The following is a 13,401-nucleotide window of genomic DNA, read 5'->3' on the forward strand; positions in this document are numbered from 1 at the left end:
AAAATTGTGACCTCAAAAAAGAAAATCCTTAACTTAATGACAATAGTCTTTGGGGCCTGTCGTTTAGCCCTACCCAATCATGTTAATTAATATTGAAATTCTCTTGGGTAGATTAATAAGATAAATATTTCGCTCGGTTCTGTTTTCCTTAATCTTTTTCCATTATCTAACAGTAGAATTAATTAGCACATTGCTGTCACGATTGTTAAATCATTTTGCTATTAAATTTTTGCGTATTTTTGCGCCAATATGGGAAGAAGAATACCTCAGGAAAAAAAATTTATTACGGATGTTGAGATTATTGACATTGCGGAAGAGGGCAAGGGAGTTGCCAAGCATGATAATTTAGTTTTATTTATTGAGCGGGCAGTGCCTGGAGATGTGGTGGATGTTGAATTGATCCGCAAGAAGAAGAATTTTGCGGAGGGTAAAATTTCTGAGGTGAAGAAGGCTTCTGAATATAGGATAGATCCATTCTGTTCACATTTTGGTGTGTGTGGAGGCTGTAAATGGCAACACATGACCTATGAATCTCAGCTGAAATTCAAGGAGCAGTATGTAGGGAATGCCTTGTCCCGTATTGGAAAAGTGGATGTTGCTGGCATGGAGCCGATTTTAGGTTCTGCGCAGACAGAATATTATAGGAATAAGCTGGAATATACTTTTTCGAACAAACGTTGGTTGACCAGTCTAGATGAGGTTGAACCTGGGGATTCCATGGATGCTTTGGGTTTCCATGTTCCAGGTAGATTTGATAAGATCTTGACCATTGACCATTGCTATTTGCAACAAGAGCCTTCTAACGATATTAGGAATAGCATTTTTGAATTTGCTAAAGAAAACTTTTTTTCATTCTATGATCTAAGGGACCATGAAGGTTCCCTTCGAAATTTAATCATCAGAACTTCTTCCACTGGTGAATTAATGGTGATCGTGGTTTTTGCATATCCTGAAGAAGGACAGGTAGATTTATTGATGTCCTTTATTAAAGACAAGTTTCCTGAAATTACTTCCTTATTATATATCATCAACCAAAAAAGGAATGATACCATTTTTGATCAAGATATACATGTTTATTCAGGCCGTGATTTTATCTATGAAGAAATGGAAGGCCTCAAATTCAAAGTTGGTCCTAAATCTTTCTATCAAACAAATTCCAGACAAGCATACGAACTTTATAAGATTACCAGAGACTTTGCTGATCTAAAAGGAGATGAGCTAGTCTATGACTTATATACCGGTGCTGGAACTATCGCGAACTTTGTGGCGCGATCTGCTCGCGAGGTTGTTGGCGTGGAATATGTTCCATCAGCTATTGAGGATGCCAAAATCAATTCTGAGACCAATGGAATCCATAACACGAAATTTTATGCAGGTGACATGAAGGATGTGTTGACGGCTGATTTTATCCAAGAACATGGGAAGCCAGACGTTGTGATTACCGATCCGCCTAGAGCAGGTATGCATGCCGATGTCGTAGATAGGATTTTGGAAATGGAAAGTGATAAAGTAGTGTATGTAAGTTGTAATGCTGCAACTCAGGCACGTGATTTGGAAAGCTTAACCAGTAAGTATGAGGTTGTGCGGATAAAACCGGTAGATATGTTCCCCCATACGCAACATGTTGAGAATGTAGTATTGTTAAAATTGAAGAAATAAATGGATTTACAGGATCTATTAAATAAAGGACCCGAAGAAGAAGGTAAAGCAGGAAAAGGGCAGAGTCCATTAGTAAGCTTGAAGAAAGACCTCGATTTTTATAAGGAGTCTATTCAAGAGGTATCTGCTGAAATGATGGCAGAAGGCTATACTCTGTATCCTATTTTTGTTGCCCACCAGTTGAAGGTTGATTTGGGAGAAATGATCTTGGACAGGGATGAGCTGAATACACAATGGAGCATTCAAGCGAGTTCCCTGGAAGAGTTTGTCGATAGAGGGGTCATAAAGGAAGATAAGAAAGAATATTTCGAAAGGAATTTCAAATCAGCGAATGATTTTATGTGTTTGTTCGTTGTGGTTCCAGAGGGTGCAAACTTTGTTTTCTATCCATATAATGCATAGTGATTTAAAACTTTTTAACATTTCCTAGTCAAAAGTATTATTACCTTTAAAATTGGATGTATAATAAAGTAAAATATATTGCCCTGTTATGTACATTGTTTTTCTTGGCGCTTGCTGCACATGCCCAAGATCAGGATAACATAATTTCTGGATTGGTTCTGGAAAAAGGGACAAGCACTAGGATTAGTGATGCGAACGTGGTCAACCAGAGGACCAAACAAACTGTGAGGAGTAACTCTTACGGTGTCTTTAATATTGAAGTTAATGTTGGTGATACCATTACCATCAGTAAAGTTGGATATGGACCTATCAAAACTAGGATCAACACGCTAGAAGATATTTTGGTGGATTTGCAGGCGGGTAATCGGATCGAGACCGTTGTTGTGACCCGTAGTACGAAGGAGATGGAGATGAAGGAGATGTTGAATGACTACGAGAGCAAAGGAGTCTACAATGGTGGACAGAATAAATTTGGCACCTATGTTTCCAGTCCTGCAACAGCCTTGTATAACCTTTTTGGAAAGGAAGCCAAAAATGCGAAGCGTTTTGAGAAGTTCATGAACCAAGAGCTTGAAGAAACTAAGGTAGACCGTATTTTCAATAAAACCATAGTTACCAAACTGACCCATCTGGAAGGAGAGGAATTACAATCTTTTATGGATATCTATAGACCATCCTATGCCACTGCGTCGCGTTGGGGTCAATACGATCTGATGAATTACATCAATTCATCTTTTAAGACTTGGAATGCTCAAGGGCGCCCTAAATCACAACGTTTACCGAAGTTAGATATTCCTGTTCAGGAAAAATAAGATACTGATAATTAATATGTTGCAACTGACAAAGGCGATAAAAAAGCTTTTGGCATTGGCTTTGCAAATAAGTTGACTATAAATTGACAATAAATTATTTAGTATAAAAGATAAACAAATTGATTATGAAAATGAATAAAAGACTAGCGGTTTATGGATTGACAGTAGCTACATCAGCTATGTTATTTGCTAGCTGTTCAACCATTCAAAATAGTAGTAACACTACAAAAGGAGCAGTAATCGGTACTGCATCAGGTGGTGCTCTTGGAGCATTAATCGGAAGTAAAGCAGGTAACACGGCAGTTGGAGCAATCGCTGGAGCTGTAATTGGTGGAGCTGCAGGTACTTTGATCGGTAAGAAAATGGACAAACAGGCCAAAGAGATCGAAAATACAGTAGCTGGTGCTGAAGTAGAGCAAGCAGGTGAGGGTATTTTGGTAAAATTTGACTCTGGAATTTTGTTTGATTTCAACAGTACAGCTTTGAAACCATCTGCAAAGGAAAACATCGCTAAATTAGTTGAGACCTTGAATAAAGAACCAGATACTGAAATCTTGGTGTTAGGTCACACAGATAACGTAGGTACATTACAAGCAAACCAAAAAGTTTCTAATGGTCGTGCCGCATCTGTAAAATCATTCGCAGTTTCTCAAGGTTTAGCAGGTAGCCGTATCAAAACAGAAGGTAAAAACTATTCTGAGCCAATTGCATCAAACGATACTGATGCAGGAAGAGCAGAAAACCGTCGTGTTGAGATCATTATTACTGCAAGTAAGAAAATGCAAGAAGAAGCTAAAAGAGAAGCAGGTCAATAAGACTGTAAAAAATAATTTGAAAAGGGTGTCAAGTAAATTGACACCTTTTTTTTTGATTTTGCTGATTACTGGGTTGAAGATGTTATAAAACCAAGGTAGGGTGGAACAGACTTGGGAGGGGATTTTTGTTAAATTTTCCTCAACTGCTGACAAACTGTCATTTGTTTAATAGATAATTACTAACTTTGTAGTCTTTGAAAATTGACTATGTTAGAGTTATCGCATACAACAAAAACGCATGATGAATCTCGTCAAGGCGAGGCTTTAGATATGCTGCCTACAGGGAAATCCACTGGGCGTAAGTTATATATAGAGAGTTACGGGTGTCAGATGAATTTTTCTGACAGTGAGATTGTGGCATCTATCCTAATGGATAAGGGTTTTGAGACTACTAAGGACTATAAAGATGCCGATGTAGTGTTTATCAACACCTGTTCGATCCGTGAGAATGCTGAACAACGTGTTAGGAATAGGCTGAAGGAGTTTGAATCTGCGAAGGCTAAGAACCCTGGGATGGTTGTAGGCGTTTTAGGCTGTATGGCGGAACGTTTGAAGGCTAAATTCTTGGAAGAGGAGAAGTTGGTGGATGTTGTGGTTGGGCCAGATGCTTACCGTGATCTTCCTAATTTGATTGAAAAAGTTGATGAAGGTGGTCGTGCTGTAAACGTATTGTTATCTAGGGAGGAAACTTATGCTGATATCAGTCCGGTGCGATTAAATTCGAATGGTATTTCAGCGTTCATTTCCATTATGCGTGGTTGTGATAATATGTGTTCATTCTGTGTTGTTCCATTTACAAGGGGTAGAGAAAGAAGTCGTGATGTGGAATCTATTGTGAAAGAAGCGCAAGACCTATTCAATGCTGGGTACAAGGAAGTAACCTTATTGGGACAGAACGTAGACTCGTATAAATATACGCCAGCGGTGGCAGAGGGAGAAGAGGCTAAGCCTACCGTGAACTTTGCGCAATTGTTGGCATTGGTTGCTGAAGTGAGTCCAGAATTAAGGATCAGGTTTTCTACCTCACATCCTAAGGACATTACAGATGAGGTATTGTATACCATGGCAAAATATGAGAATATCTGTAAATACATCCATTTACCGGTTCAGTCTGGAAACAGCCGCGTATTGGAGTTAATGAATAGGACCTATGACCGAGAATGGTATATCAACAGAATTGAAGCCATTCGCCGTATTATTCCAGAATGTGGGATTTCTACAGATGTCATCACCGGTTTCTGTACTGAAACTGAGGAAGAACATCAGGAAACCCTTTCCATGATGGATTATGTAAAATATGATTACGCCTATATGTTTGCTTATTCAGAACGTCCGGGAACTTTGGCTGCCAAACGTTATGAGGATGATATTCCTGAAGAAGTTAAAAAACGCAGGTTGACCGAGATTGTGGATCTTCAACGTGAGCATAGCTTATATAGAATCGAAAAATTTGTAGGTCAGGTTCAAAAAGTATTGATTGAAGGGACTTCAAAGCGTTCTGACAAGGATTTCTGCGGAAGAAACGATCAAAATACTATGGTTGTATTTCCAGTAGATGAACGCTATAAAGTAGGAGATTATGTGAATGTGTTAGGCGAAAGCTGTACATCTGCAACATTGATTGGGAAAATAGTTGATTAATATCAAACACTAAATATTAATAATGGATCATCAAGATATTAAGAGCAGGTTTGGGATTATTGGGAATTCTCCATTACTAAATCGTGCGATCGATATTGCACGTCAGGTAGCACCTACCGATATCTCGGTTTTGATTCAAGGTGAAAGTGGTTCTGGTAAGGAAGTGTTTTCACATATCATCCATCAATTAAGTGGCCGCAAGCATGGTCCGTTTATCGCGGTAAACTGTGGTGCGATTCCAGAGGGAACGATTGATTCTGAATTGTTTGGTCATGAGAAAGGTTCTTTTACGGGAGCCCATGAAGCAAGGAAAGGATATTTTGAAGTCGTTGATGGAGGGACCATTTTCCTAGATGAAGTTGGTGAATTACCTTTAGGTACGCAGGCACGATTGTTACGGGTTCTGGAGTCGGGTGAATATATCCGTGTTGGATCGTCTAAAGTTCAGAAAACAAATGTTCGCGTAGTTGCTGCGACGAATGTTGATGTTTATGAAGCGGTAAAGAAGGGGAAATTCAGGGAAGATCTATATTATAGATTGAATACTGTTCCATTGCGTATTCCAGCTTTGCGAGAGCGTAAGGAAGATATTGTCCTTTTATTTAGGAAATTCGTTGTGGATTTCTCAGATAAATACCGTTCACCGGGTATTCAACTTACAGAAGACGCGCAAGAAATGTTGCGTAACTATAGCTGGCCGGGAAATGTGAGGCAATTGAAAAATATTGCAGAGCAGATTGCCGTTCTAGAGAAGGAAAGGTTGGTCAACGCACAGATTTTAAGCCATTATCTGCCAGTTGAGACCCAAAGTACTACTCTTCCGATGCCATTAAAGGATCAGTCGAAGGAGAATTTCTCGGAAAGAGATTTGTTGTACAAGGTTCTGTTCGACATGAAGAAGGATATGGTCGACTTAAAGAAATTAGTCGTTGAGTTGATGCAGAAGGGTTTCAATCAAGGAACCATGGATCAAAATTCACCTTATATCAATCAATTGTATCAGGAGATCAGGCCAAGTTCTGCGGCCATTGGTTCAGAAGACTATCCTGTTAATCCAAATCCAACGATTACCATCCATAATCCTAATCAGCCGAATGGGAATGCAAATGATTATTTGTATGATACCCAAGATGTGGAAGAGGTAGAAGAATCATTATCTTTACTTGATAAGGAGTCTGATTTGATCAAGAAAGCCCTCAAGAAGCATAAAGGCAAGCGTAAAGCAGCGGCGCAGGAATTAGGAATTTCTGAGCGTACGCTTTATAGAAAGATTAAGGATTTGAACTTAGATTAATATGTCCAATTTTAAGAATAAAGGCAATTTCATTACATTTATTGTTGCTGCTTTAGTAATACTTACTTTTAATGGTTGCGGTGTAAAATATAGTTTGAGTGGAGGGTCGATTCCCGAAAACATGAAAACCTATTCGGTGGAGATATTTGAGAATATTTCGCCTTTTGTATCTGCTACCTTGAGCCAGACCTTTACGGAGGGGTTGAAGGAGCGTATAAGGACCCAATCTAAGTTGAGCCAAGTAAATCAGGATGGAGATGCTATCTTTTCAGGAGTGATCACCAACTATGCGATTACGCCTGCGGCAGTGGAAGCTGGGACAGATATGGCAGCATTAAACCGACTATCCATTACAGTTAAGGTAAAATACGTGAATAGGAAAGATGAGACCGGTGAAAGTGACTTTGAGGAGTCTTTTACGCAGTTTAAGGAATTTAGAGGACAGGTAAATAGCCAAGAAATGACCTTAAACCAAGAGATTGTCAAGATGTTGACCGAAGATGTATTTAACCGCGCATTTAATAACTGGTAAAAAAAGAGCCTTTGAATCACATGGATCAAGTATATATTTTTAGAAAAGCACTGGAAAACCCCATGGAAGTTAGTGTTGCTGATTTTGAGCAACTCCTGACCAAGTATCCATATTCCCAGCCTATAATATATGCCTATGAACGCAAGAAATTTTTAGAAGGACAAAGCATTGATAAGCAGCGAACTTTGATCTATGCCAATAATCCTTTTTGGCTACGTGATTATTTACAAAAACCAATTGAGGTTATCCCTGAGATAGAAGTGGACTCTGATGATTATATTGCCTATGAGGAGCTTGACGGTGATGGGCTGATAGAGGAAACGGAAGTTGAGGCAGTAGATGTAGAGAGTATCCCAGAGGTTGAAGAAACTATCGCGGAGCCAGCAAATGATCTTGACGAAGTGGAAGATGAGGTTGTTGAGCGTCAAGAAGAGGAGATAAAGGAGGAAGAGCCTGCATTTGAATTCGCTGCGGGGTACGATATTGAAAGGGAATATGCTGGAGAAGAGGAACATGATGTAGAGTCGGAAGAGCTTGTTTCTGTGGAATCAGATGAAGAAGTGCCTGCTCAGGAAGAAGAAAATAAAAGAAGTCCGGAAGAGGATATCAGTCTGTACAACGATGAATTGATGCCATACAGTTTTAGATGGTGGCTGTATAAGACTAGGATGGAGCATGCCGATACCTATCAGCCTTTTTCTTCGCCTGTGTTGCCGAAACAGCAAAAAGGTCAGTTTGATCCTAAAAAATTAGATGAGGCGATATTGGATCAGCAGATCAGGGAGAATATCTTCCATTTGCAGGATCCTTCGGATAAGCTTAGTGATAAACATAAAAAGGAAACGGTAGAGTTTAAGTCTACGGAGATGATGGATGAGGTGATCGAGAAGTTCATTCGTGAGGAGCCTCAGATCCAGCCTCCAAAGGCAGAGACCATCAATACCGAAAATAAGGCCCGTAGTAGTTCTGAAGACCAATTACAGGTAGTGACCGAGACCTTGGCGAACATTTACGAGACACAGGGGATGTATGAAAAAGCGATCATGGTATTTAGAAAATTAATTTCGGATAATCCAGAAAAAAAATCGTACTTTGCGACCCGAATTAAAGAGATTGAACAAAAGTTATAATTGAAATATAGAAATGGACGTATTATTTATTATCCTAATTATTCTAGCAAGCTTATTATTAGCGTTTTTTGTATTGATTCAGAACCCTAAAGGGGGAGGTTTATCCTCAGGATTTTCTGGTGGCGCTAATTTAATTGGTGTGCAACGCACAGGTGATATTTTAGAAAAAGGAACATGGATTTTTGCGATTGCCTTAATGGTATTTTGTATTGCAATAAATATTATTGGTCCATCATCATCCAACACAGGTGGTTTGGGAGATCAAATTGAGGCGCCAGTAACGGCTCCTAACTTGAACCTTAATCCTTCGGCGACTCCTGCAACAGGAGCTCCAACAGGAACTACTCAAACTCCGGCAACTGAAACTCCAGCTGCTACCGATACGACAAAGTAATCAGGCTTAATAGCTAAAGAAATAGAACCCTGTCTAGTTTTAGGCAGGGTTTCTTGTTTTTATGTTTTGGGAGGGATACGGAATTGGTGTCATGATGACATTAAGATGATGGTTAACTGTCATGAAAAATGACAGTTAATGCAAAAATGGCAAAATATTTTGCTTAATTTCAATTGGCATAGTTAGTGATGCTTTTGAGTTACGTAATCGAAAAAAATAAAATTGATATACAATTATGGCATTAAGTATTAAACCTATCGGAGACAGAATAGTAGTTGAGCCTGCTCCAGCAGAAGAAAAAACAGCATCAGGTATCTATATTCCTGACACAGCGAAAGAAAAACCATCCCAAGGAACAGTTGTAGCTGTTGGTGCTGGTAAACCTGAAGAACCATTGACTGTAAAAGTAGGTGACAAAGTGTTGTACGGCAAATACTCAGGTACAGAGATTACCTATGAAGGAAAAGAATATTTAATTATGCGCGAAGCTGATATCTACGCAGTTCTGTAATTAAAAAATCAACGATAAAAAATTAAAACACAGTAGGTTTTGGGTTTGAGATCTATTGAAAAACCTAATACCTAAGATTCAATTTCATATAACAATGGCAAAACAAGTAAAATATAATGTAGAAGCGCGCGACGCCCTGAAAAAAGGTGTTGACACACTTGCAAACGCAGTAAAAGTTACCTTAGGTCCAAAAGGTCGTAACGTAATCATTGAGAAAAAATTTGGTTCTCCAGCAATCACTAAAGATGGTGTTTCAGTTGCGAAAGAAATCGAATTGAAAGATGCTCTGGAAAACATGGGCGCACAAATGGTTAAGGAAGTTGCATCTAAGACTGCTGACCAAGCGGGTGACGGAACAACTACTGCTACTGTTTTAGCTCAAGCAATCGTAGCTCCAGGTATTAAGTCGGTAGCTGCTGGTGCAAATCCAATGGATTTAAAACGTGGTATTGACAAAGCTGTTGCTGCTGTAGTAGAGAACCTAAGATCTCAATCACAAGTAGTAGGTGCTGACAACAATAAAATCAAACAAGTTGCTTCGATTTCTGCAAACAATGACGAAGTTATCGGTTCATTGATCGCTGAAGCAATGGAAAAAGTTGGAAACGACGGAGTAATCACTGTTGAAGAAGCAAAAGGAACTGAAACTGAAGTGAAAACTGTGGAAGGTATGCAATTTGACAGAGGATACTTATCTCCATATTTCGTAACTAACTCGGATAAAATGGAAGCGGAATTAGAAAGCCCTTACATTTTGATCTATGACAAGAAAATCAGCAACATGAAAGAGTTGTTGCCAATCTTGGAAAAACAAGTTCAAACTGGAAAACCTTTATTGATCATTGCAGAAGATTTAGACGGAGAAGCTTTAGCTACTTTGGTAGTTAACAAAATCCGTGGATCACTGAAAGTTGCTGCTGTTAAAGCTCCTGGATTCGGTGACCGTCGTAAAGCAATGTTGGAAGATATCGCTATCTTAACTGGAGGTACAGTAATTTCTGAAGAGAGAGGTTTCAAATTAGAAAATGCTGAATTATCTTATTTAGGACAAGCAGAGAAAGTTGTTGTTGACAAAGATAACACAACTATCATTAACGGTGCTGGAAACGTGGAAGATATTAAGGCACGTGTTGCTCAAATCCGTTCACAAATTGAAACTACAACTTCTGACTACGATCGTGAGAAATTGCAAGAGCGTTTGGCTAAATTGTCAGGTGGTGTTGCTGTTCTTTACGTTGGTGCTGCTTCGGAAGTAGAGATGAAAGAGAAAAAAGACCGCGTTGATGATGCTCTTCACGCTACTCGTGCTGCAGTAGAAGAAGGTATTGTTGCTGGTGGTGGTGTTGCTTTCATCCGTTCAACAGAAGCTTTGGTTAACTTAAAAGGCGAAAACGAAGATGAGCAAATCGGTATCGATATCATCAAACGTGCTATTGAAGAGCCATTACGTCAGATCTGTGCAAACGCAGGTATTGAAGGTGCAGTAATCGTTCAAAAAGTTAAAGAAGGAACAGCAGATTATGGATACAATGCTCGTACAGACAAGTTTGAGAACTTGATTTCTGCTGGAGTTATCGATCCTACTAAAGTATCACGTGTAGCGTTAGAGAATGCTGCTTCAGTAGCTTCCATGTTATTGACTACAGAGTGTGTACTTGCTGATGAACCAGAAGACAACCCAGTAGGTGCTGGCGGTCCTCCAATGGGCGGTGGCATGGGTGGAATGATGTAATCATCATCCCTTAATAGATACAAAAGAGCTTTCCAATTGGGAAGCTCTTTTTTTGTATGCCCGCAAACGTTTATTACCGACTTCAACGCATCATTATTTGTATATTAGAATTTGTGCTACCTCAATTAAATATATATGGAAACTTATAATATCATTGCCCTTCTTATCGTCTTTTCAATTGGTATTGGACTGGCAGTCTACATCTGGAAAAAAGTGGGCAATAAAAAGGTGGTCAACAAGGTGATTCCAGACGAAAGTGAAATAGAAAATGTGCTTCGAGAAAAAGTGAACTTCTTCAAGCAATTGAACGTAACTGAACAGGGTAAATTCATCAAGAGGGTTTCCTATTTTTTGGCTACCACAAAGATTTCTCCGGAAAAAGGTGCTGTGATCAATGATGAACATAAGATTCTGATAGCTGCCAGTGCCACCATTCCCCTCTTTCATTTTGAAAATTGGTCTTATGAAAACTTAGATGAAGTCCTTGTCTATCCAGGAACCTTCAGTGAAAAGTATGATATTGAAGATGAAAAAAGAAATATCCTTGGGATGGTGGGAGATGGTGCCATGCACAGAAAGATGATCCTGTCGCTTTCTGCATTGATGGCCGGATTCAACCAAAACGGGGAAAGCAATACTGCTATCCATGAATTTGTTCACCTTATTGATAAGGCAGATGGGGAGGTGGATGGAATTCCGGAATATTTGATCCCCAAAAGTTTGATCCATCCTTGGTTGGAGGAGATGCAAGCTACCATTTCAGCCATCAGAAGAGACAAGTCAGATATTAGAGATTATGCAGCTACAAATCCAGCAGAATTCTTGGCGGTTGTTTCGGAATATTTCTTTCAGAAACCTAAAATGTTGAAATCAGATCATCCGGAACTATATTCCATGCTGAATGAAATATACAATGGAAATAAAGAAGAATAATACTAAACATTTTTAATTAATGTGCTGTTGTTTAATTGAATAGGTCAAAACAAAAAATTAAAATATTATGGAATACAGGTATATAGGAGACAGTGAGATCAATGCTTCGGTAATTACATTTGGGGCTTGGGCAGCAGGTGGATGGATGTGGGGGTCGACCGATCGTAAAGAAGCCATTGAGGCTATAGTCGCGGCCTACGAGGTGGGTGTGACCACTATTGATACAGCTCCTATTTATGGTCAAGGAACCAGCGAAGAGATTGTTGGAGAAGCCCTGAAGGATATCCCTAGGGATAAAACCCAAATCCTGACTAAGTTTGGGATGCGCTGGGATTTAGCGGAAGGCGATTTCGCCTTTCACAGTAAGAAAAACAATGGTGAAGATATTGAAATCTATAAATATGCTGGAAAGGATAGTATTATTTATGAATGTGAACAGAGTCTAAAAAGGCTTGGGACAGATTATATCGATCTCTATCAGATCCATTGGCCAGATTCAACGACCCCTTTGGATGAAACCTTTGAAGCAGTTGCCCAATTGATCGAACAGGGAAAAATCAGATATGCTGGGGTTTGTAATTATAACGCCCAATTGATGGCTGAAGCTGAGAAGACCTTGCCATTGGTTTCTAACCAGATCCCTTTTAGCATGGTGAACAGGGCAGTGGAGGAAGAGACCATTCCATACTGTATTAAACATAATAAAGCTGTACTAGCCTATAGTCCATTGGAAAGAGGTCTTTTGACCGGTAAGATCCATGTTGGTCATCAGTTCCAGGAGGGCGACCATAGAGCCAAACATCCGCACTTCCAGCCTGATTTTATTGAGAAGACCAACATCTTGTTGGAGCGGATAAAGCCACTGGCAGATGATAAGGGGGTTACTTTGGCGCAATTAGTCCTCCGCTGGACCGTTGAACGTCCTGGTATTACGATCGCCTTGGCTGGCGCTAGAAATGCCCAGCAGTCTGTTCAAAATGCGAAGGCCATGGATTTCAATCTAACCCAAGAGGAATTGGATTTCATGAATGCGGTAGTTGATGCCTTTTAATCTTAAAAAGAATAATATTGAACGTTATTAAGAAGATTAATAACGTTCAATTTAACTGATATCCTTTAACACAATGATCTTATTTTCTGGGCTGAATTCAAAGATTGATTTTCCGTCGAGTTGGATGCTGTCTCCAATATTTAATTCTGGTGAAAGATCTTTAGAAAGTTTAGCGGAGTACTCAATAGTGATTTCAGAATAGTTTTCGAAGTGTTCCATTGCGGTGATCTTTTGATGCCGCTCAGAGAAAAAGGACTTTGCCTGTTCTGCCTGATTCATAAATTCTTGTTTCCCCACAAGTGAATCAGTTACATTTCCATTGGATATATTTTCGAACAGAAGGTTTTCATCTAAATCTCTAGACATCATTTCTGTGTTGAAACTATTATAGCCGTTAATATAGTTCTTGATTATTTCTTCCCTGCTATTCATGTTGTAAGTTCGATTTAGTGATCGAATTAAAGATAAGAGAATTCTCTTTTAATATCGCCCATT

General features: G+C 39.3%; 14 protein-coding genes. 13 read left to right on the top strand and 1 reads right to left on the bottom strand.

Annotated features, from left to right (window positions below; genetic code table 11):
- Window positions 1-249 precede the first annotated feature (249 nt).
- From rlmD to NLF99_RS13535, 13 genes are all read left to right on the top strand, one after another.
- On the top strand, window positions 250-1,659 hold the full coding sequence (rlmD, locus tag NLF99_RS13475; RefSeq protein ID WP_185213049.1) for a 23S rRNA (uracil(1939)-C(5))-methyltransferase RlmD: 1,410 nt from the start codon (window positions 250-252) through the stop codon (window positions 1,657-1,659).
- Window positions 1,660-2,061, top strand: a complete 402-nt coding sequence (locus tag NLF99_RS13480) for a hypothetical protein (RefSeq protein WP_254528934.1) — start codon at window positions 1,660-1,662, stop codon at window positions 2,059-2,061.
- Window positions 2,062-2,117: 56 nt separating this feature from the next.
- Window positions 2,118-2,873 (top strand): hypothetical protein, encoded by a 756-nt coding sequence (locus NLF99_RS13485; protein WP_185213047.1) that lies wholly within the window; start codon window positions 2,118-2,120, stop codon window positions 2,871-2,873.
- Window positions 2,874-3,004: 131 nt separating this feature from the next.
- Complete coding sequence (locus tag NLF99_RS13490; protein WP_313260521.1) at window positions 3,005-3,688, top strand: OmpA family protein; 684 nt, start codon at window positions 3,005-3,007, stop codon at window positions 3,686-3,688.
- A gap of 207 nt (window positions 3,689-3,895) precedes the next feature.
- The gene (gene miaB / locus NLF99_RS13495) at window positions 3,896-5,329 is read left to right on the top strand and encodes a tRNA (N6-isopentenyl adenosine(37)-C2)-methylthiotransferase MiaB (protein ID WP_185213045.1); all 1,434 of its coding nucleotides are present in this window, start codon (window positions 3,896-3,898) and stop codon (window positions 5,327-5,329) included.
- 22 nt (window positions 5,330-5,351) lie between these two features.
- Window positions 5,352-6,623: a sigma 54-interacting transcriptional regulator gene (locus NLF99_RS13500; RefSeq protein WP_185213044.1), complete on the top strand. Its 1,272-nt coding sequence runs from the start codon at window positions 5,352-5,354 to the stop codon at window positions 6,621-6,623.
- A 1-nt stretch (window position 6,624) separates the two neighbouring features.
- Window positions 6,625-7,155: an LptE family protein gene (locus tag NLF99_RS13505; RefSeq protein WP_185213043.1), complete on the top strand. Its 531-nt coding sequence runs from the start codon at window positions 6,625-6,627 to the stop codon at window positions 7,153-7,155.
- Window positions 7,156-7,175: 20 nt separating this feature from the next.
- Window positions 7,176-8,285: a hypothetical protein gene (locus NLF99_RS13510; protein WP_185213042.1), complete on the top strand. Its 1,110-nt coding sequence runs from the start codon at window positions 7,176-7,178 to the stop codon at window positions 8,283-8,285.
- Between the two features lie 13 nt (window positions 8,286-8,298).
- Window positions 8,299-8,679: a preprotein translocase subunit SecG gene (gene secG / locus NLF99_RS13515; RefSeq protein ID WP_185213041.1), complete on the top strand. Its 381-nt coding sequence runs from the start codon at window positions 8,299-8,301 to the stop codon at window positions 8,677-8,679.
- A 235-nt stretch (window positions 8,680-8,914) separates the two neighbouring features.
- Window positions 8,915-9,190, top strand: coding sequence for a co-chaperone GroES (gene groES / locus NLF99_RS13520; protein WP_185213040.1), 276 nt, complete (start codon window positions 8,915-8,917; stop codon window positions 9,188-9,190).
- A gap of 94 nt (window positions 9,191-9,284) precedes the next feature.
- Window positions 9,285-10,922, top strand: coding sequence for a chaperonin GroEL (groL, locus tag NLF99_RS13525; protein WP_185213039.1), 1,638 nt, complete (start codon window positions 9,285-9,287; stop codon window positions 10,920-10,922).
- 135 nt (window positions 10,923-11,057) lie between these two features.
- Window positions 11,058-11,855, top strand: coding sequence for a zinc-dependent peptidase (locus NLF99_RS13530; RefSeq protein ID WP_254528938.1), 798 nt, complete (start codon window positions 11,058-11,060; stop codon window positions 11,853-11,855).
- A 67-nt stretch (window positions 11,856-11,922) separates the two neighbouring features.
- Window positions 11,923-12,906 carry an aldo/keto reductase gene (locus NLF99_RS13535; protein ID WP_254528940.1) on the top strand — a complete coding sequence of 328 codons (984 nt, stop codon included), beginning with the start codon at window positions 11,923-11,925 and terminating at the stop codon, window positions 12,904-12,906.
- 51 nt (window positions 12,907-12,957) lie between these two features.
- Here NLF99_RS13535 and NLF99_RS13540 read toward each other — a convergent pair whose 3' ends face one another.
- Entirely contained in the window at window positions 12,958-13,338 is a 381-nt protein-coding gene (locus NLF99_RS13540; protein ID WP_254528942.1) for a nuclear transport factor 2 family protein, read from the bottom strand.
- Window positions 13,339-13,401: the final 63 nt, after the last annotated feature.

Source organism: Sphingobacterium sp. LZ11T8 (genome assembly GCF_024261425.1).
Classification (GTDB): domain Bacteria; phylum Bacteroidota; class Bacteroidia; order Sphingobacteriales; family Sphingobacteriaceae; genus Sphingobacterium.

Coding starts and splice junctions, on each gene's coding strand:
- rlmD (WP_185213049.1), top strand. CDS start 250: ATGGGAAGAAGAATACCTCAGGAAAAAAAATTTATTACGGATGTTGAG.
- NLF99_RS13480 (WP_254528934.1), top strand. CDS start 1,660: ATGGATTTACAGGATCTATTAAATAAAGGACCCGAAGAAGAAGGTAAA.
- NLF99_RS13485 (WP_185213047.1), top strand. CDS start 2,118: ATGTATAATAAAGTAAAATATATTGCCCTGTTATGTACATTGTTTTTC.
- NLF99_RS13490 (WP_313260521.1), top strand. CDS start 3,005: ATGAATAAAAGACTAGCGGTTTATGGATTGACAGTAGCTACATCAGCT.
- miaB (WP_185213045.1), top strand. CDS start 3,896: ATGTTAGAGTTATCGCATACAACAAAAACGCATGATGAATCTCGTCAA.
- NLF99_RS13500 (WP_185213044.1), top strand. CDS start 5,352: ATGGATCATCAAGATATTAAGAGCAGGTTTGGGATTATTGGGAATTCT.
- NLF99_RS13505 (WP_185213043.1), top strand. CDS start 6,625: ATGTCCAATTTTAAGAATAAAGGCAATTTCATTACATTTATTGTTGCT.
- NLF99_RS13510 (WP_185213042.1), top strand. CDS start 7,176: ATGGATCAAGTATATATTTTTAGAAAAGCACTGGAAAACCCCATGGAA.
- secG (WP_185213041.1), top strand. CDS start 8,299: ATGGACGTATTATTTATTATCCTAATTATTCTAGCAAGCTTATTATTA.
- groES (WP_185213040.1), top strand. CDS start 8,915: ATGGCATTAAGTATTAAACCTATCGGAGACAGAATAGTAGTTGAGCCT.
- groL (WP_185213039.1), top strand. CDS start 9,285: ATGGCAAAACAAGTAAAATATAATGTAGAAGCGCGCGACGCCCTGAAA.
- NLF99_RS13530 (WP_254528938.1), top strand. CDS start 11,058: ATGGAAACTTATAATATCATTGCCCTTCTTATCGTCTTTTCAATTGGT.
- NLF99_RS13535 (WP_254528940.1), top strand. CDS start 11,923: ATGGAATACAGGTATATAGGAGACAGTGAGATCAATGCTTCGGTAATT.
- NLF99_RS13540 (WP_254528942.1), bottom strand. CDS start 13,338: ATGAATAGCAGGGAAGAAATAATCAAGAACTATATTAACGGCTATAAT.